The organism is Oscillibacter hominis, assembly GCF_014334055.1.
In the GTDB taxonomy this organism is placed as follows: Bacteria; Bacillota; Clostridia; order Oscillospirales; family Oscillospiraceae; genus Oscillibacter; species Oscillibacter hominis.
Map to the genome: position 1 here is coordinate 2,628,357 of NZ_CP060490.1, position 18,124 is coordinate 2,646,480.

The following is an 18,124-nucleotide window of genomic DNA, read 5'->3' on the forward strand; positions in this document are numbered from 1 at the left end:
ATCAATAAGACGGTTCCATCTATTTTTCAAACCGCTTGCGCAGCTCCCGTGCGGTGATGTCGTAGCCCTGCTCTTCATAGGGGTAGACCGGCCACTCCTCGGGGAGCTCCGCCCCGGCGTGCTGACAGATGGCCTCCAGGAACCAGCGCAGCAGGCGGGGGTTTTTCACCAGCACCGGACCAGTGAGGTGGGTGCCCACCGTACGGTGGAGCACCAGGCCCTCCGGCCCAAGCTCGCCGCTGTTGCCAAAGCCCAGGGAAAGGCCGGTCAGCAGCGGCGTCTCCACGCCGGTGATGCGGCTGCACTTATTCATAAAGCCCACCACCGGCGCGTCGTATAGCCCGGTGGCGCCGTATACGTCGCCCACGATGCGCCCTGTGCCCTCCACCGAGTGGAACGGGCTCAGCCCCAGGCAGGGATAGACAGCGCCGGAGGCGTCGGTGACGTCCTCCCCCAGCAGTTCAAAGGAGCAGCCGGTGAAGAGCATGGGTACGCCCGCCTCCACGGCCCGGCCCAGATCGTCTCCGCAGCGGCGGAAGTCCTCCAGCACGGCCTTCTGGCTTTTCTCCGTGGAAGCACCCATGAAGACGAAATCCGCTCCGGAAACGTCTGCCTGACGGCAAGAATCACAGCGCTCGACCTGGACCTCCAGGCCCAGGTCCCTGAGGTGGCGCTGCACCACCGCCACATTGGCCCAGTCGCCGTACAGGCTGCACAGGTCCGGGTACAGATGCACCAGTTTCATTTACTCCGCCTCCTTTTCCACGGTGGAGAGGATCTTCTCCCGGTCAGAGAAGCAGGTTACCACGTATACGTCCTCGCTTCCGGAGGCTTTCAGATAGTCGCTGGCCTCATGGATGTCCGGGTACAGCTGAATCTTCTCCTGGGGCACCTCTGTGTAGAGAAAGCGCTCCGCCAGGTCGTTGACGTACCGTCCGCTCAGCACCACCCGCTCCACATGGCCGCAGTTGAGAAGGTCAAAGTTGATGTCCCACAGCCAGCTGGTCTCGCTGGTGAAGTACTTCCGGGACACGGCGTCCACGATGACCACCACGGTGCAGGGCGCGTCGGTGGAGCGGATGTAGCTTAAGTTGGTGTCGTAGGCCACGCTGTTCTCGTGCTTGCTGGTCAGCAGCATGCCGTGATGGCCGCCCAAGGTGAAGCGGACCATGCGGCCGTTTTTTAAAATATAGTTGTTGATGACCTGCACCGCCGTTTCCTGCCCCACGCCCACCAGGGAGCAGACGGAGTAGGCGGCCAGGATGTTGTACACGTTGTAAATGCTGCGGAAGGCCAGCTGCACCTCCGCCTGGCCGTCTATGGTCAAACGGCCGTGGGAGAGGTCCAGGGCGGTGGCGGTGAAGTCCGTGTCGTGGCGGTGGTGGCCGCAGGAGGGGCAGTGGTAGCGGCCGATGTGGTTATAGTGGTAGTAGTCGTATTCCATGGGGTGCTTGCACACCGGGCAGTAGGCGCCGTCCCGGTACATGCCCACCGGCTCCTCCGTGTCGGAGGGCACGCGGTCCAGCCCAAACCACTTGACCTTCTCGTGATTCAGGGCAAAGCAGGAGACCAGGGGATCGTCGGCGTTGAGCACCAATGTGGTCTCCGGGTGAATGGCCGGCTCAATGGCATGATAGACCCACTCGGGATGGCCGTTTCGGGTCAGTTGGTCCCGGTAGAGGTTGGTGATGACAAAGTGGGTGGGGTGGAAAAAGCGGAAGCTGTGGGCGGCGTAGCGCTCGTCGGACTCGATGAGCAGCACGTCGGCGTTCACCGTTCCGCCGAAGGTGGAGTGGGTCAGCACCAGGGTGGTCACGCCCTCGATCTGGTTGGAGCCCTCCTCGTTGTAAACTACCTTCCGGCCGTCGGCGCGGAGGATGGAGGCGATCATCTCCACAGTGGAGGTCTTGCCGTTGCTGCCCGTCACCGCGATGATATACTTGGGCAGCCGAACCCGGCTCAGGATGTCCGGGCAGAGTTTCAGAGCCGCCTTGCCGGGCATGGAACTGCCCTTTCCCACCAATTTGCCCACGGCCCGGCCCAGCTTGCACACTAAGATGGCCAAAAATTTACGCATGACGTCCGTCCTTTCTCTCAGTCCAACCGGGCAATGGCCCGCACCGGCGCGCCGTCCGAGTCATGAAAATTCAGCGGCAGGGCGCAAAAGGGGAATAGCACGCCCTCCGGCAGGGCCGACAGCCGCAGGTTTTCAATGCTCACCATCCCGGCGCCGAAAAGGAGCATGTGGTTGGGAAAGTCCGTCTCCGACATGACGTCGATGGAGATGGCGTCAGTGCCGGTGCCCTTCAATCCGCAGCCAGTGAGATAATCCATGGCCTCCCGGTCCGGGACGGCAAAATCGCCGTAGTACTCCGGCGTGCCCCAGAAGGCCTCGAAGCCCGTGCGCAGCAGCAGGAAGTCTGCCTGTTCGATCTCCCCCTCCCACCGGCGCAGCACCTCCCGGGTCACTTGGGGGCCCCGGAGACGGGTGCAGTCGATCATGAGCGCCTGGCCGCAGAAGCAGGAGACGGGCAGGGCGTCCAATGTGGCCCCGCCGGGGAGCATGTGGGCCGGCGCGTCCATGTGGGTGCCGGTGTGGGAGGTCATGTGGAGCATGGTCTCCCGGTAGCCGTCCTCCTTTAGTGTGCCGGCGGGGGAGAGGTCGGGAGAGCCGGTGCCGGGATAGACCGGCATGCCGTTTGCAATCAAATGTGTCAGATCCAGGATCATATGTCCTCCTTGTTGTGGTCATCAGAGATGGGGCGGCTTAAGTATACCATCAGCACGGCGATGTCCGCCGGGGATACGCCGGAGATGCGGGAGGCCTGGCCCAGGTTTGCCGGCCGCAGTTCACTGAGCTTTTCCCGGGCCTCCAGCCGCAGCCCCTCGATGGCGGGGTAATCGAGATCCGGCGGCAGCCGCTTTCTTTCCAACTGGTTGAACTCCTCCACCTGGCGGAGCTGGCGCCGGATGTAGCCCTCATACTTGACGGAGATCTCCACCTGCTCGGCGATGTCCCGGCGCAGATGGGGAAAGGCGGAGTCAAAGGCGGACAGGTCCTCATAGCGGATGCCGGGCCGGCGCAGCAGGTCCAGCAGGCGGCAGCCGTCGGTGACGTCGGCGGAGTTCCGCTCAGCCAAAAAGGCGGAGAGCTCCGGCGAGGGCCCGAGCCCCGTGTGGGTGAGCCGCTGGATTTCAGCATCCACCGCCGCGTACTTCTCCTCCACTTCCCGAAGCCGCTGGCTGCTGACCAGCCCGATCTCGTGGCCGATGCGGGTGAGCCGCTGGTCGGCGTTGTCCTGGCGCAGGATCAGACGGTATTCGCTGCGGGAAGTCATCATGCGGTAGGGCTCGTTGGTGCCTTTGGTCACCAGGTCGTCGATGAGGGTGCCGATGTAGGAGTCCGACCGGGAGAGCACCACGCCCTCCTTGCCCTGGAGGCTTCTTGCGGCGTTGACCCCGGCCAGAAAGCCCTGTACCGCGGCCTCCTCATACCCGGAGGAGCCGTTGAACTGCCCGGCCCCATACAGCCCGGAAACGGCCTTCAGCTCCAGCGTGGGTTTCAGGGCCAGCGGGTCGATGCAGTCGTATTCGATGGCGTAGGCCGGGCGCATGATCTCCGCGTGCTCCAATCCGGGGATGGAGTGGAGCATTTTGAGCTGCACCTCCTCCGGCATGGAGGAGGAGAAGCCCTGGATGTACAGCTCCTCCGTGTCAAGCCCCATGGGTTCGATGAACAGCTGGTGGCGCTGCTTGTCCGGAAAGCGCATGACCTTGGTCTCAAAGGAGGGGCAGTACCGGGGCCCCACCCCCTCGATGACGCCGGTGTAGATGGGGGAGCGGTTCAGGTTGTTTAGCACGGCCTGGCGGGTCTGCTCATTGGTGTAGGTGAGATAGCAAACGGCCCTGTTCCGGGGAACTTCCCGGGTGGAGTAGGAGAAGGGGATGGGCAGCTCGTCCCCCACCTGAAGCTCCATCTTGGAAACATCCACGCTGCGGGCGTTGATCCGGGGCGGGGTGCCGGTTTTGAACCGCCGCAGGGGAAGGTTCAGAGCGCGCAGGCGGCCGGAGAGGGCAAGGGAGGCATGCATGCCGTCGGGCCCGGAGTCCTGGACGCACTCGCCCACCAGCGTGCGGCCCGAGAGGAAGGTGCCGGTGGCCAGGATCGCCGCCCGGATGCGGAACTGTGCCCCGGTGGAGAGGGTCACGGAGCGGACTGCGCCGCCCTCCACGCCGATGTCCACCACCTCGCCCTGGCGGAGCGTTAGATTCTCCTGCCGCTCCAGGGTGTGCTTCATCACGTCCTGGTACTTCCGCCGGTCCGCCTGGGCCCGGAGGGAATGGACGGCCGGGCCCTTGCCACGGTTTAACAGCCGGTACTGGATGCAGCACTGGTCCGCCGCCCGGGCCATCTCGCCGCCCAGGGCGTCCAGTTCCCGCACCAGCTGGCCCTTGCCGGTGCCGCCGATGGCGGGGTTGCAGGGCATATTGCCCACTGCGTCCAAATTGATGGTGAACACCACCACCCGGCAGCCCAGCCGGGCGGCGGCCAGAGCGGCCTCAATGCCCGCGTGGCCGGCGCCGATCACCGCGATATCAAATTCTCCTGCGTGAAAGGTCTGCATACTCAGTTCCTCGAATACATGGAATAAAAGCGCTCAGCCCCGTGTCAGGGTCAGCACCACGATCTCCGGACGGTTGAACAGCCGGAAGCTGGGGCCGGAGTTGCCAAGCCCCCGGGAGACCAGCACCTGCCGGCCCTCCACGTTGTAAAATCCCGCAGTATAGGACGGGAAGAGGTCGTGGTTGGTGCCTACCAGGCCGTCGGTAAAGGGCAGGCGGAAGAGCCCGCCGTGGCCGTGGCCGGAGAGGGTCAGGTCATAGCCCAGCCGGTAGTACTCCGAGGCAAAGCGGTCGTTGCGGTGAGCAAGCAGCAGCCGGAAGTCGTCTTCGCCGAACTGCTCCATAAGGGACGCTGCCACATCCTCCGGTGTGGGCTGGTCGGCATAGCCGTTGGGGTCGTCCACACCGGAAATCAGGATGCGCTGCCCGTTCCGTTCAAAGGGGACCGTTTCGTCGGAGAGCACGGTCACGCCGCCATTTCGCAGGGCGGTTTTCAGCTCCTCCGCCACGCCGGTGCCCATGGCCCAGTCGTGGTTTCCGGTGACAAAATAGGTGGGCGCGATACCGGCCAGGGCCGCGCCCAAAGCACCGGCATAGGAGACCGGTGTCTGGCGGTACCGGTCCAGGATGTCGCCGGTGACGGCGATCAAATCCGGCTCCTGCTCCCGAACGGCCTTCAGCAGCGCCTCGTTTTCCGTCCCGAACTCCTTGCCGTGGAGATCGGACAGCAGCACGATCCGGAAGCCCTCGAAGGGCTCCGGCAGCCGGGAGGAGGGAAAGGTGAATGCGTCGGTCTGCAGGCTGCTGTTGCTCCACCAGAGGAAGGCCGCGCCCACGATCAGCACGGGGATGGCCGCCTTGAACAGGCGGCGGATGGGATGAGGATGTCTTGCCATGATTTGCTCCTTATGCGATATAACGATTAGTATACCACAAAGGAGGGTGAAATGGCGAGAAAAAGTGAGAGAAAAATCGCCCACAGCGCAAAAAAGCGCAGGGCCGCCGTCGGGGCCGCCCTGCGCGGCGCGAAGCTACTCCGCGCTCTTAAGGGATTCCACCATGTCGATTTTCTTCATCTTCCGGTGGGACATGAGGTTGACCAGGATGGAGAAGCCGGCGGTGAGCACCGCGGCCCAGAGATAGGCCGTGGGGTCTGTCTCCCGGCCGAACATCATGAGGTCGATCTCCACCGACTTCACAAGCCAGGTGTGGAGATAGTGGCCCGCTAAGATGCCGAGGCCGATGCCAGCCGCCGTCAGCACCACGTTCTCCCGGTTCACGTAGGCGGAGACCTCCCGGTCGAAAAAGCCCAGGACCTTGATGGTGGCCAGCTCCCGCTTGCGCTCGGTGATGTTGATGTTGGAGAGGTTGTAGAGCACCACCAGCGCCAGGGCGGCGGCGGAGAGGATGACGATGACCACCACAAAGTCGATCCGCTCCATGGAGTGGAGGTAAGTGTTGCGGGTCTCGACGATGCGGGACACGGAGGCCACGCCGTGAAGGCCCATCAGGTCGGAGAAAATCCGGTCACACAGCTGCTCCGTATCCTCGGTGAACGTCAGAAGGTAGGCGTTCTGCGCATAGGACTGGCGGAAGACCTCCTCATAATAGGCCGGGGTCATGTAGACGAAATGGGCCAGGTAGTGCTCGTTGATGGCCCGGACCGTGACCGTGGCCCTGGAGTCCCCGTCCAGGGTGAAGAAGTCGCCAACGCCCACCTGCAGCAGCTCGGAGAGCTTCTGGTCGATGATGACGCCGTCCTCCGGCACCGTCAGGGGCTCGCCGGTGCGATAGTCCCGCAGGTTCACAAAGCCGGCAATTTCATCCCTGTCCACCACCTCCATATAGGCGGTGGTGTTGTAGGTGCTGGATTCGGCGGTGGCGCTGCCCAGCCGGCAGGGCATAAAGTCTGCGATGTCCGTCTCGCTGCCAAGATAGCGGTCGATGTCCGCCCGCTCCTCCTCCAGCACATTGCCGGCCAGCGCCGCCTGGGCGGTGTAGTGGTAGATGTCCTGGTACTGGCGGTCCATGGTCACCATCAGTGAAGAGCGCAGGCCGAACCCGGCAATGATCAGGGCGGTGCACCCGCCGATGCCGATGACGGTCATGAAAAACCGCTTTTTGTAGCGCAGCAGGTTCCGCGCCGTGACCTTGTGCTGAAAGCTCATGCGGCGCCAAAGGGGCCGGATGTACTCCAGGATCACCCGCTTGCCCGGCTTTGGGGATTTGGGCCGCATCAAATTGGCCGGGGTGAGCACCAGGGTGGAGAGGCAGGCGGCGCAGGAGGCCAGGGAGGTGCAGGCCACCGCCGCCAGCAGGGAAAAGGCGCTGATGGCGGGATACTGCCGCAGCAGGATATCCGGCATCTGATACATGATCTGATAGGCGGTGAAGATCATCTTGGGGAACAGCGTGTATCCTATGGCCAGGCCCGCCGCGCCGCCGATCAGGGCAGGCAGCAGTCCGTAGCCCAGATACTTGCGGGAGATGGCCATCCGGCCGTAGCCCAGGGCCTTCAGACAGCCGATCTGGGTGCGCTGCTCCTCCACCATGCGGGTCATGGTGGTGAGGCACACCAGCGCGGCCACCAGGAAAAAGAGCAGCGGGAACACGGAGGCCAGGTTGCCCATGCGGTCCGCGTCCTGGCCAAAGCCCAGATAGCCCGGGTTGGAGTCCCGGCTGAGCACGTACCACTCGCAGGTCCCGATGTCGGCCACCTTCCGCCGGGCGTCGGCCAGCTCCTGTTCCGCGTCGGCGATCTTGTCCTCCGCCTCCGCCTTGCCTTCGTAGTATTTGGTGAGGCCGTCGTTGTAGTCGGCCTCTCCGCTCATCAGTTCCCGCTGGGCGTCGGCGATCTCCTCGGTGGCGTCCGCCACCTGCTCCGCCAGCTCCTCCTCGGCGTCGGCCACCTCCTGAAGCCCGTCCTCGAACGCCTCCCAGCCGTTGTCCAGGTCCAACCGGGCGCTGATGAGTTCCGCCTTTGCGTCGTCCAGCTCCTCGGCGCCCTCATCCAGCTGTTCCTTGGCCTCGTCCAGCTGCGCCTTGGCATCCTCCAACTGCGCCCAGGACTCCTCCAATTTCTTTTTGCCGGCCAGGTATTGGGCCTCGCCGGCCTGGAACTCCTCCACGCCGCTTTCGTAGCGGTCCCGGCCGCTGTCCAGCTGGCGCTTGGCGTCCAGCAGGTACTCCGAGCCGATGGGGCCCGCCGAGCCCGCGTCGGTAAAGCTCTCGTGGATCATGGGCATCACCGCGTCCACGACGGCGCAGACCGCCGCGCCCGACTGGGGATCAGCCATGGCGGAGAGCAGTTCCCCGGCATCGGAAAAGTACATGCCCTGCTCCGCAAGAGCGGAGTTCACGCCGCCCAAGACCATGGATGCGGCCAGATACGCCTGTGCCTGCCCGCCTCCTGCGGCCAAAGCCAGGAGCTCGGCGGAGGAGAGGGAGGTCAGATCAAAAATCTGAGCCAGCACGTTGTCCACCGCGGCGCAGAGGACAAAGCCCTCCTCGTCGGCCATTGCGCCAAGCAGCTCATCGCCGCTTTCAAAGGCCATGCCGGCGGCCTGGTTCACGAGAGGCACCAGGGCCTCCATCAGCGCGTCAAACTGGGCCTGGCTGTTGGCCAAAAGGTATTTGGCATCGGAAAGGGCGTCCCCGCCGGCGCTCAGCTCCGCCCAGGCGTCCTCCAGCTCCTTTTTGCCCTTGGCGTACTCCGCCAGCCCATCCTCATACTCCGCCAGGCCCTCTTCATAGTCCGCCACGCCGTCGTTGTAGTCCGCCAGCGCATCCTGGTAGGCAAAATACCCTTCGGCGTAGTCCTGCTCGCCGTCGTCCAATTTGATCTGCGCGTCCGTCAGGTCCGATTTGGCGTCGTCAATCTGGCGCTGGGCGTCGGCGGTCTCCTCAGCCAATGTGGCCTTTGCATCCCGCAGTTCACCCCAGCCGTCGTCCAGCTCCCGCCGTCCGCTGACAAGCTCTCCCCAGGCGTCGTCCAGTTCCTCCTGAGCCTCTTCCCTGGCGTCGTCCAACTCCTGCTGGGCCGTGTTCAGCTTGTCGCTGGCCTCGTCCACCAGGCTCTCCCGCCGCAGCGCCGCCCGCTGGTCCGACAGGGGCTCCAAGCTGTCGATGACGCCGTCCACCCTGGTTTTGTACCCGTCGTAAAAGGCGGTCTCCGCCCCCGCGCCCTCCACCTGGAGGTAGATGGCGGTATAGTAGTCCAGGTCGAAGGCCTCCCGGGGGAGGTAGAGATAGGCGGAGACCTTGCCGGTGCCAAGGGTGGAGGAACCCCGCTCCACGCTGACATACAGGGGGCTGGTGACAGCGCCCACAATGGTGAAGCTGCGCCGGAGCAGCGCGTCCTTGTAGTCCCCCTCGGTCTTCAGCGACAGGGCGTCCCCTATTTCAAGGTCCAGGAGATCCAGGATGTTCCGGTCCACGGCGCACTCGTCCTCCGCCTGGGGAAGCCGTCCCTGATCCAGCTGCAGCAGGTTCAGCTGCTGGGGCAGGGAATAGGCCTTGATCACAATATCCAGCTCCTCGGTGGAGGCAAAGGCGTCGATGACATAGGCGCCTTCGCCTTTGGAGATTCCCTTCTTACGGAGCAGGGCCTGAAGGTCCTCCTCCGTAAGCCCCAGGGTGGAGAGCACCTGAATGTCCATCACTTGGTGGCTGTCCATGTAGGCGTCGCAGGTGGCCTTCATGTCCGGGGCGGTGGAACGCAGGCCGGAGAGAAACGCCACCGCCAGGGCCACCAGGATCAAAATGGACAAAAAGCGGCTGCGGGTGTTGCGGATCTCCCGGGTAAAATCCCTTGTGATGGCCTTCACTGCGTTCACCTCCTTCTGTCAACTGGTGCGGCAGATCACCACTCGATCTGCTCCACCGGCGTGGGATGGCTGCAGCACCGCATGTCTGCCACGGTGCCGTTTTTGATGCGGATTACTCGGTCCGCCATGGGGGTCAGGGCGCTGTTGTGGGTGATGACCACCACGGTGACGCCCTTTTGCCGGCAGGTGTCCTGGAGCAGCTTCAGGATGGACTTTCCCGTCTGATAGTCCAGCGCGCCGGTGGGCTCGTCGCACAGCAGCAGCTTGGGGTTTTTGGCCAGGGCCCGGGCGATGGCCACCCGCTGCTGCTCGCCGCCGGAGAGCTGGGCCGGGAAGTTGTTCATCCGCTCCCCCAGCCCCACCTCCTGAAGCACGGTGGCCGCGTCCAAAGGCTGGCGGCAGATCTGGGAGGCCAGCTCCACATTCTCCAGGGCCGTCAGGTTCTGCACCAGGTTGTAAAATTGAAAGACAAAGCCGATGTCGTGGCGGCGGTAGGCGGTCAGCTGCCGGGGCGTCATGCCGCTGATGAGGCTGCCGTCCACCCGGATGGTGCCGCCGGAGCAGCCGTCCATGCCGCCCAACATGTTCAGCACCGTGGTCTTACCGGCGCCGGAGGGGCCCACAATCACGGCAAACTCCCCCTTTTCAATGGAGAAGCTGACATTGTCCACCGCCCGTATGGTGATCTCCCCCATGCGGTAGACCTTGGATACCTCTTCAAATGAGACAAAGGCGCTCATTGTTCCTGCCCTCCCATTACGTCGACGCAGCGGTGGATCAGCCCGATCAGCTGCTCCGTATCGGCGGGGCCCAGCCCCTCGATCATCTGGTCAAAGTAGTCCTCCATGCGTCGGACTTTCCCCTGGATCAGCTGCCTGCCCTCCTCGGTCAGGGAGACCAGCACCATGCGCCGGTCCTTAAGGCAGGGATCGGTTGCAACCAGGCCCTTGCGCCGCAGGGAGTTGACCGCGGCAGTGATCCGGGAGCGGGACAGCCGCAGCCCCTGGCTCAGGGCGGAGGGGAAGACCGGCTCCTCCCCGGAAAACAGCAGAAAATGGAGCACCATCGACTCCCCCTGAAGGAGGTCGCCGAGGGCGGAAAAGGCATCCAGACGGTAAATGTCCCCAAGGGAGCGGATCAGCGCTTCCCGCAGTGCCAGAACCTCCATACAGCTTCTCCTCTCATGTAAAAGTAGTTCATAGTGTGTATTATACGCGGCGCAGCCTGGCTCTGCAACCAGGGAAGCAAAAAATAATTGTGTCTATTTTACATAAATTTAACGTAAATTTTTGTGATTTTTGTCAAAAATGTGCTTGCAAAATGGACAATGCCCTGCTATACTGATACTTGTAAAAACAGAAGAAAGGAAGTGATAGCGGAATGATGATGAACGACAAGTACATCGGCACCGACCTGGACGACATGATTTTCGGCGACGCGAAGCTCAAGCCCAGTGAGCGGTAAGCAGCAAAAAGTGAGGCCACGCTATTGAGGTAGCGTGGGTTTTTTGTTTTTTCCGGCATTTTTGATCAGTGTACAGGCAAAGCTCCTGTTTGATACGGCCCCTAAGGGAAGACAGCCGCTGGGAAGGCGGCTTTTGCCCGGGCCATATATGTCCGCGTAAAACAAGCCGCCGCACGGCAGACGCCTGAAGATTAGGCATGCCGCGCAGCGGCGCTTTTTGCTTTTGCGGCGCCTTGCCTTTTTGGAGCGCCGGTGCTACACTAAACATCAAATTGCGGCGTGCCGCGCAAGGAGGATTGTATGGAACAGCACACCATTCGGGTGATTGCCCACATCCGCAGCGATTTTCCCACTAAGTTCGGCATACCCCGCCAGAGCGGGCTGGTGGATCAGCTCCGGGCACGGGTGGTGTTCGAGCCGGAGTACCGCAGCGCCGAGGCGCTGCGGGGCATCGAGGGATTTTCCCACCTGTGGCTGATCTGGCAGTTTTCCGGCGCGGTGCGGGAGGAATGGTCCCCAACGGTGCGGCCGCCCCGGCTGGGGGGCAACACCCGGCTTGGCGTGTTTGCCACCCGATCGCCCTTCCGGCCCAACGCCGTGGGCCTCTCCTGCGTGCGTCTGGAGGCGGTGGAGCAGACGGCGGAGGGCCCGGCGCTGGTGGTCTCCGGGGCCGATCTGATGGATGGAAGCCCCATCTATGACATCAAGCCCTACCTGCCCTATGCGGACTGCCGCCCGGAGGCGGTGGGTGGGTTTGCCGATCAGGCGCCGCCCCTCCGTTTGGAGGTGGAGTTTCCCCAGCTCCTGCTGGAGCGGGTGCCGGAGGAGAAGCGCCAGGCCCTTCTTGGCGTGCTGTCCCACGATCCCCGGCCGGCCTACCAGCGCCGGGCGGACCGGGTCTACGGATTTGCCTTCAGCGGCCTTGAGATCAGGTTCTCCGTGGATCGGGACGTGCTCACGGTCCTGGAGGTGGAAAAGAAGGACTCCTGAATTCAGGAGTCCTTCTTTCATTGCAGGGTGCCCTCCGGCAAGGGAGGCCGCTCTCCTGGCAGCAAAGGCCCAAAAGGGGCCGGCCTATCGGACCCGGTTGCGCAGCCGGCCGATGCCCTCGATCTCGCACTCCACCACGTCGCCGGGATGCATGTAGCGGGGCGGGTCAAAGCCCATCCCCACGCCGGAGGGCGTGCCGGTGGAGAGGATGGTGCCCGGCAGCAGCGTCATGCCCTGGGACAGCAGGCTGATGATGTGGGCGATGTCCGTCAGCAGCAGCGACGTGTTGGACTCCTGGCGCAGTTCCCCGTTCACATAGGAGCGGATGGGCAGGGCGGGCGGAAAGGCGATTTCGTCCGCGGTGACGATGCAGGGGCCCATGGGCGTGAACCCGTCCAGGCTCTTGCCGAAGTACCACTGCTTATGGCGGGTCTGAATCTTCCGGGCCGACACATCGTTGAGGATGGTGTAGCCGAAAATGTACTCTGCCGCGTCCTCCGGCGGCACCTGCCTGGCCGCCCGGCCGATGATGACCGCCAGCTCCGCCTCATAATCCAGCTCCTTCACAAAGCCGACATGGCTGTCGATCCAGCCCCCCGGGGCCACTGCCTCATTGACCCGCTTGGAAAAGAAGATGGGCACCGCCTCCCCGTCCGTAAAGGTTTTTCCCGTCTCGTCGGCGTGGGACTGGTAGTTGATGCCCAGGCAGATCACATCCTGCCGGGGGCGTGGGATGGGAGAGAGCAGTTCCACCTGGTCAAGAGGCACCGGCGCGCCCACCGGATCGGGCAGGGTGTCCCGCTCGATCAGCTCCACCATGTCGGAGCAGGCCAGAGGCTGTACGCCGGTCTTGTCCCAAATGCCCACTTGGGTGCCGGAGCCGGAGCGGAAGGTGACGAGTTTCATAAGGAAGGCCTCCTTCTTAGAATAGTCTGGTTGAGGATATTGTACGCGTTTGCAGGAACCATGTAAATGATTCCGCCAAAAGAAAAAGCGCCGGAGAAAAAATTCTCCGGCGCTTTTCGTCCCGTTCAGGAGAGGATGGCCCGGTCGGAGAGCATCTCCCCGCCGGAGGCTGCGGAAAACCGCTCCAGAAGGTCCTCCACGGTCAGCTTTTTCTTCTCTTCTCCGGCAATGTCCAGAACCACCTTGCCGGCGTTCATCATGACAAGTCGGTTGCCGTGGGCAATGGCGTCTTTCATGTTGTGGGTGACCATCAGCGTGGTCAGATGGTTTTCCTCCACGATCTGGTCGGAGAGGGCCAAAACCTTGGCCGCGGTCTTGGGGTCCAGGGCCGCGGTGTGCTCATCCAGCAGGAGGAGCTTGGGCTGCTTCAGGGCGGCCATGAGCAGCGTGACAGCCTGCCGCTGCCCGCCGGAGAGCAGGCCTACCTTGGAGGTCATACGGTCCTCCAGCCCCAGGTCCAGCGTCCGCAGCAGCTCCCTGTAGTCGCCCCGCTCGGTTTTGGAGATGCCCCACTTGAGGCCGCGGCGCTGGCCCCGGCGGGCCGCCAGCGCCAGGTTCTCCTCAATCTGCATGGTGGCGGCGGTGCCCATCATGGGGTCCTGGAACACACGGCCGATAAAGGAGGCGCGCCTGTATTCCGGCAGGCGGGTCACGTCCTGCCCGTCGATGAGTATGGTGCCCTCGTCCACGGAGAAGGCCCCGGCCACCGCGTTGAGCATGGTGGACTTTCCGGCGCCGTTGCCGCCGATGACCGTGACGAAATCACCCTCCGAGAGGGTCAGGTTCAAATCGCACAGGGCGGTTTTGGCATTGACAGTGCCGGGGTTGAAGGTCTTATAGATGTGTTTGAGCTCAAGCATGTTCGTTCCCTCCATTCACGCTTTCCGCCGGCAGCACGGGCCTTACTTTCCCGTGGAAGTGCCTGCTCTTCCAGTAGGGGACGGAGAGGAACAGCGCGACCACCAGGGCGGTGATGAGCTTCAGGTCGTTGGTGTTCAGGCCTAACTTCAGCACCACCTGAATGACCATGTAGTAGATGATGGCGCCCAGGGAGACGCTGAGCAGCGTCAGGGCAAAATTGTGGAACAGCTTGCCGAACACCACCTCGCCGATGATGACGGCGGCCAGGCCGATGACAATGGCGCCGCGGCCCATGTTCACGTCGGACGCACCCTGGAACTGGGCCAGCAGGCCGCCGGACAGGGCCACCAAGCCGTTGGAGAGCATCAGGCCCAGCACGATGTTGGAGTCCGTGTTGATGCCCTGGGCCCTGGCCATGTGGGGGTTGGCGCCGGTGGCGCGGATGGAACTGCCCAGCTCCGTGCCGAAGAACCAGTAGAGGGCCAGCACCAGCACTGCCGTAAAGACCAGCAGCAGCGGCAGGGGATTGTCGAAATTCAGTTCCCGGACGTACCGCTGAGAGGTCAGCAGGTCGTATTTATCCACACTGACCGGCTGGTTGGATTTGCTGTCCATAATCCGCAGATTGACGGAGTACAGTGCCAGCTGGGTCAGGATGCCGGCCAAAATGGCCGGGATGCCGCAGCGGGTGTGGAACACTCCGGTGACCAGTCCCGCGGCAAGGCCCGCACAGAAGGCGCCCAACAGCGCCAGCCAGGGGCTCCATCCAGAACGGATCAGCATCACACATACAGCGCCGCCAGTGGCCAGGGAGCCGTCCACCGTCAGGTCGGCCACATCAAGGATGCGGAACGTAAGATAGACGCCGATGGCCATCAGTCCCCAGATCAGTCCCTGGGCCACGGCGCCGGGCATGGCATTGAGCAGCGACGTTAAGAAATCCATAGCGATTCTTCCCTCCAAATGTTCGGCCAAAAGCCGATATACGTCATTAGTCTATCAAAAAGGAGCGAAAAAGGGAAGCCCTTTTTCGCTCCTTTTTCAACTTTTTCGCCGGAGGGTAATTTATTCGGCCTCAATGGCGGTGTAGCCGTCAGGAATGGTGACGCCAAGTGCGTCGGCATTGTCGGCGTTGAACATCTTGGTCACGTTGGGAGCGTACTCCAGGGCCATCTCGGAGACCTGGGCCTCGCCCTTGAGGATCTTGGCGGCCATCTGGCCGGTGATCTGGCCCAGCTCATAGTAGTCGATGGACAGTGTGGCCACGCCGCAGCCGGAGCAGATGCCCTGCTCACCGGCGACGACCGGCGTACCGGCGGGCAGCACCACGTTGGCAATGGCCTCGGTGTTGTTGGCGGCGGTGTTGTCGGTGGGGATGTAGAGCACGTCGGAGCCGTCGCAGGCGGTCTGCGCCACGGAAGCCACGTCGTTGGAGTCGGTGAAGGCATAGGGGGTGCAGGTGTAGCCCAGGTCGGTGAGGTACTTGGTCATCTCATCCACCTGATACTGGCTGTTGGCCTCGGCGGAGCAGTACAGAAGGCCCACCTTTTCCACATTGGGGAAGAGCTCCTGGATCATGGCCGCCTGCTGGTCCAGGGGAGCCAGGTCGGAGGTGCCGGAGACGTTGGTGCCGATCACCTTGCTGTCCCAGTCGGTCAGCTCCAATGCGGAGCCGTAATCGGTGACGGAGGTGCCTAAGACGGGGATTTCCGTGGTGGCGGCCGCAGCGGCCTGGAGGGGGGCGGTGGCGTTGGCCAGGATCAGGTCCACGCCGGCGGAGACGAACTCATTGACGATGGGGGTGCAGTTGGGGATTTCACCGGAGGCATTCTGCTCCTTGAACTCCACAACGCCCTCGCCCATGGCCTCGTTCAGCGCGTCGATGAAGCCCTGGGTGGCCGCGTCCAGCGCGGGGTGGGGAGCAAACTGGCAGATGCCCACAGTGTAGGTGGCACCGTCAGCGCCGCTGCCGGAGGCACTGCCGCTTCCGCTTCCGGAGGCGCTTCCGCCGCCGCTTTCACCGCAGGCGGCCAGCCCAAGCGCCATAACGGCGGCCAGGGCCAATGCAAGAATCTTCTTTTTCATACAAATTCTCCTTTTCATGCTTGTATTCAGTTGATAAAAAGCGGCCCCGCCTGCCAGGCGGAGCCGCTTCCTGTCCAAAGTCAAAGCGTCTGCGCGTCCGTCAGCCGGCCGATTTCCATGCCGCTCAAGTAAAAATAGGCGTAAAAGGTGCGGCCCGCGAAAAAATAGCGGGCCTGGCGGCGATAAGAACCCATACGGCAGATGGTCTCATACCCCTGTGCCATACAATACCGCCCCTTTCCCGTTCGGCTGATCTTGTTTAGGAGTATAGAACTTTAAAGGGCTAAAGTCAAGTAGCATTGTGCACAAAGTGATAAAGAAAAAACGACAAAAAACTGGATGGCTCTGTGCAAAATGTCAACTGGAACAAAAAACCGATAAAATTTCTCCATAATAAGGAAAAACGTGGGGGTGAAATTTTGATGGACTGGACAATTGACTTTTGGGAAAGCGGGTCTTATAATACCTACATATTTTTTCCAGGCCCCATGGCGGCGTTTTGCGGCGTGAAGGCCGCAGGAAAAAGCGTCAATAGGAAGCGGCACCGCGGATCGCAGCTGAAAGGGCTCAGAGCCTTTTCAGCTGCAAAAGAGTCCAGCGGTGTTTTTGTTTTTCCTCCCGCAGCGGCATGGCTGCCGCCCAGCGAATGATTTTGTGGCAAAAGAGGGATATTACATTTTATAAATAGAGAAGGATGGGTACGTATGGCGACAAAATTCATTTTCATCACAGGCGGCGTGGTCTCGGGCCTTGGCAAGGGGATCTGCGCGGCATCCCTGGGCCGGCTGCTGAAGCAGCGGGGGCTGCGGGTGCGCAATCAGAAGTTTGATCCATACATCAATGTGGACCCCGGCACCATGAGCCCTTACCAGCACGGTGAGGTGTTCGTGACCGAGGATGGGGCGGAGACCGATCTGGACCTGGGCCACTATGAGCGCTTTGTGGACGAGGACCTCTCCGGCAATTCCTCTGTCAGCTCCGGCAAGGTCTACTGGGAGGTGCTGAACCGGGAGCGCCGGGGCGACTACCTGGGGGCAACCATCCAGATCATCCCCCACATCACCGACGAGATCAAAAGCCGCATCTATTCCATGGAATCGCCGGATGTGGACGTGGTCATCTGCGAAATCGGCGGCACGGTGGGCGATATCGAGTCCCAGCCCTTCCTGGAGGCCATCCGTCAGGTCGCCTCGGAGCGGGAGGGCGTGCTCTTCCTCCATGTGCCTCTCATTGTCCAGATCCCCGGCTCCGGAGAGCTGAAGTCCAAGCCCACCCAGCACTCCGTCAAGGAGCTCTTAAGCCTTGGCATCCAGCCCGATGTACTGGTGTGCCGCTCCGACGAACCCATCTCTGAGGAGATCAAAAAGAAGATCGCCCTCTTTTGCAATGTGGAGATGGACTGCGTGATCCAGAACGCCACCGCCTCCACCCTCTATGAGGTACCGCTGCTGCTGGCCCGGGAAGGGCTGGACCGGGTGGTGTGCCGCAAGCTGAATCTGGATACGCCGGAGCCCGATTTGACCGCCTGGTCCAGGATGGTGGAACGGACGAAACATGCCCGCCGGAAGGTGGAGATCGCCCTGGTGGGCAAATATACCCAGCTCCACGATGCCTATCTCTCCGTGGTGGAGTCCCTGGCCCACGCGGGCACCGCCAACGACGCAGTGGTCTCCATCCGCTGGGTGGACTCCGAGGAGCTGAGCGAGGAAAACGCGGCGGAAAAGCTGGGCGGCTGCTGCGGCGTCCTGGTGCCCGGCGGATTCGGCGACCGGGGCATCGAGGGCATGATCTGCGCCGTGCGCTATGCCCGGGAGCACAAAGTCCCCTATTTTGGCATCTGCCTGGGCATGCAGGTTTCTGTGATTGAGTTTGCCCGCCATGTGGCGGGCCTTGAGGACGCCAACTCCGCGGAGTTTTCCGAAACCACCCGCAACCCGGTGATCCATTTGATGAGTGACCAGGTGGGCGTCACGGCCAAGGGCGGCACCATGCGCCTTGGCCGGTATCCCTGCGTGCTGGCGGAGGCGACCCGCTCCCGGGAGCTCTACGGCACGGAGGAAATCTCCGAGCGCCACCGCCACCGCTTTGAGTTCAACAACAGCTACCGCCGGCTTTTTGCAGAAAAGGGACTGGTACTGGCGGGCCTTTCCCCGTCAGGGACGCTGGTGGAGATTGTGGAGCAGCCCGACCACCCCTGGTTTGTGGGCGTCCAGTTCCATCCGGAGTTCAAGAGCCGCCCCGACCGGCCCCACCCCTTGTTTTTTGGATTTGTGCGCGCGGCAATCGAGCGCTGCGCCCGGGATTGAGAA

At 62.6% G+C, this 18,124-nt stretch carries 16 protein-coding genes; 3 read left to right on the forward strand and 13 right to left on the reverse strand.

Annotated elements, in window-relative coordinates; all coding sequences use genetic code 11:
- Nucleotides 1-19: 19 nt before the first annotated feature.
- The 8 genes from H8790_RS12895 to H8790_RS12930 all read right to left on the reverse strand — a co-directional run bounded on the left by H8790_RS12895 (nt 20) and on the right by H8790_RS12930 (nt 10,617).
- The gene (locus H8790_RS12895) at nt 20-745 is read right to left on the reverse strand and encodes a type 1 glutamine amidotransferase (protein WP_187332918.1); all 726 of its coding nucleotides are present in this window, start codon (nt 743-745) and stop codon (nt 20-22) included.
- Nucleotides 746-2,077: a MurT ligase domain-containing protein gene (locus H8790_RS12900; RefSeq protein WP_187332919.1), complete on the reverse strand. Its 1,332-nt coding sequence runs from the start codon at nt 2,075-2,077 to the stop codon at nt 746-748.
- Nucleotides 2,078-2,094: 17 nt separating this feature from the next.
- Nucleotides 2,095-2,730, reverse strand: coding sequence for a cyclase family protein (locus H8790_RS12905; protein ID WP_187332920.1), 636 nt, complete (start codon nt 2,728-2,730; stop codon nt 2,095-2,097).
- Nucleotides 2,727-4,625, reverse strand: coding sequence for a tRNA uridine-5-carboxymethylaminomethyl(34) synthesis enzyme MnmG (gene mnmG / locus H8790_RS12910; protein ID WP_187332921.1), 1,899 nt, complete (start codon nt 4,623-4,625; stop codon nt 2,727-2,729). The genes H8790_RS12905 and mnmG overlap by 4 nt, the downstream gene beginning before the upstream one ends.
- Nucleotides 4,626-4,658: 33 nt before the next feature.
- The gene (locus H8790_RS12915; protein ID WP_187332922.1) at nt 4,659-5,519 is read right to left on the reverse strand and encodes a metallophosphoesterase; all 861 of its coding nucleotides are present in this window, start codon (nt 5,517-5,519) and stop codon (nt 4,659-4,661) included.
- Nucleotides 5,520-5,654: 135 nt separating this feature from the next.
- A complete protein-coding gene (locus tag H8790_RS12920; protein WP_187332923.1) occupies nt 5,655-9,449 on the reverse strand; it encodes an ABC transporter permease in 3,795 nt (1,264 codons plus the stop codon).
- A 35-nt stretch (nt 9,450-9,484) separates the two neighbouring features.
- Complete coding sequence (locus H8790_RS12925) at nt 9,485-10,189, reverse strand: ABC transporter ATP-binding protein (protein WP_187332924.1); 705 nt, start codon at nt 10,187-10,189, stop codon at nt 9,485-9,487.
- On the reverse strand, nt 10,186-10,617 hold the full coding sequence (locus tag H8790_RS12930; RefSeq protein ID WP_187332925.1) for a MarR family winged helix-turn-helix transcriptional regulator: 432 nt from the start codon (nt 10,615-10,617) through the stop codon (nt 10,186-10,188). Before H8790_RS12930 ends, H8790_RS12925 begins: the two co-directional genes overlap by 4 nt.
- 596 nt (nt 10,618-11,213) lie before the next feature.
- Here H8790_RS12930 and tsaA point away from each other — a divergent pair.
- A complete protein-coding gene (tsaA, locus tag H8790_RS12935) occupies nt 11,214-11,903 on the forward strand; it encodes a tRNA (N6-threonylcarbamoyladenosine(37)-N6)-methyltransferase TrmO (protein ID WP_187332926.1) in 690 nt (229 codons plus the stop codon).
- 84 nt (nt 11,904-11,987) lie between these two features.
- Here tsaA and H8790_RS12940 read toward each other — a convergent pair whose 3' ends face one another.
- The 5 genes from H8790_RS12940 to H8790_RS12960 form a co-directional block, all read right to left on the reverse strand.
- Nucleotides 11,988-12,809, reverse strand: a complete 822-nt coding sequence (locus H8790_RS12940; protein ID WP_187332927.1) for a fumarylacetoacetate hydrolase family protein — start codon at nt 12,807-12,809, stop codon at nt 11,988-11,990.
- 125 nt (nt 12,810-12,934) lie between these two features.
- Nucleotides 12,935-13,729 (reverse strand): ABC transporter ATP-binding protein, encoded by a 795-nt coding sequence (locus tag H8790_RS12945; protein WP_187332928.1) that lies wholly within the window; start codon nt 13,727-13,729, stop codon nt 12,935-12,937.
- A complete protein-coding gene (locus H8790_RS12950) occupies nt 13,722-14,675 on the reverse strand; it encodes an ABC transporter permease (protein ID WP_187332929.1) in 954 nt (317 codons plus the stop codon). Before H8790_RS12950 ends, H8790_RS12945 begins: the two co-directional genes overlap by 8 nt.
- A 120-nt stretch (nt 14,676-14,795) precedes the next feature.
- Nucleotides 14,796-15,815 carry an ABC transporter substrate-binding protein gene (locus H8790_RS12955; protein ID WP_187332930.1) on the reverse strand — a complete coding sequence of 340 codons (1,020 nt, stop codon included), beginning with the start codon at nt 15,813-15,815 and terminating at the stop codon, nt 14,796-14,798.
- 80 nt (nt 15,816-15,895) lie between these two features.
- Entirely contained in the window at nt 15,896-16,039 is a 144-nt protein-coding gene (locus H8790_RS12960) for a hypothetical protein (protein WP_187332931.1), read from the reverse strand.
- A 123-nt stretch (nt 16,040-16,162) separates the two neighbouring features.
- Between H8790_RS12960 and H8790_RS12965 the strand changes: the two genes are divergently transcribed.
- Complete coding sequence (locus H8790_RS12965) at nt 16,163-16,465, forward strand: hypothetical protein (protein ID WP_187332932.1); 303 nt, start codon at nt 16,163-16,165, stop codon at nt 16,463-16,465.
- 54 nt (nt 16,466-16,519) lie between these two features.
- Entirely contained in the window at nt 16,520-18,121 is a 1,602-nt protein-coding gene (locus tag H8790_RS12970) for a CTP synthase (protein WP_187332933.1), read from the forward strand.
- Nucleotides 18,122-18,124 lie beyond the last annotated feature (3 nt).

Bases quoted from the DNA above. Each gene is read 5' to 3' on its own strand.
- H8790_RS12915 (WP_187332922.1), bottom strand. From the start codon at position 5,519: ATGGCAAGACATCCTCATCCCATCCGCCGCCTGTTCAAGGCGGCCATC.
- H8790_RS12895 (WP_187332918.1), bottom strand. From the start codon at position 745: ATGAAACTGGTGCATCTGTACCCGGACCTGTGCAGCCTGTACGGCGAC.
- H8790_RS12945 (WP_187332928.1), bottom strand. From the start codon at position 13,729: ATGCTTGAGCTCAAACACATCTATAAGACCTTCAACCCCGGCACTGTC.
- H8790_RS12950 (WP_187332929.1), bottom strand. From the start codon at position 14,675: ATGGATTTCTTAACGTCGCTGCTCAATGCCATGCCCGGCGCCGTGGCC.
- tsaA (WP_187332926.1), top strand. From the start codon at position 11,214: ATGGAACAGCACACCATTCGGGTGATTGCCCACATCCGCAGCGATTTT.
- H8790_RS12940 (WP_187332927.1), bottom strand. From the start codon at position 12,809: ATGAAACTCGTCACCTTCCGCTCCGGCTCCGGCACCCAAGTGGGCATT.
- H8790_RS12955 (WP_187332930.1), bottom strand. From the start codon at position 15,815: ATGAAAAAGAAGATTCTTGCATTGGCCCTGGCCGCCGTTATGGCGCTT.
- H8790_RS12925 (WP_187332924.1), bottom strand. From the start codon at position 10,189: ATGAGCGCCTTTGTCTCATTTGAAGAGGTATCCAAGGTCTACCGCATG.
- mnmG (WP_187332921.1), bottom strand. From the start codon at position 4,625: ATGCAGACCTTTCACGCAGGAGAATTTGATATCGCGGTGATCGGCGCC.
- H8790_RS12970 (WP_187332933.1), top strand. From the start codon at position 16,520: ATGGCGACAAAATTCATTTTCATCACAGGCGGCGTGGTCTCGGGCCTT.
- H8790_RS12905 (WP_187332920.1), bottom strand. From the start codon at position 2,730: ATGATCCTGGATCTGACACATTTGATTGCAAACGGCATGCCGGTCTAT.
- H8790_RS12930 (WP_187332925.1), bottom strand. From the start codon at position 10,617: ATGGAGGTTCTGGCACTGCGGGAAGCGCTGATCCGCTCCCTTGGGGAC.
- H8790_RS12900 (WP_187332919.1), bottom strand. From the start codon at position 2,077: ATGCGTAAATTTTTGGCCATCTTAGTGTGCAAGCTGGGCCGGGCCGTG.
- H8790_RS12960 (WP_187332931.1), bottom strand. From the start codon at position 16,039: ATGGCACAGGGGTATGAGACCATCTGCCGTATGGGTTCTTATCGCCGC.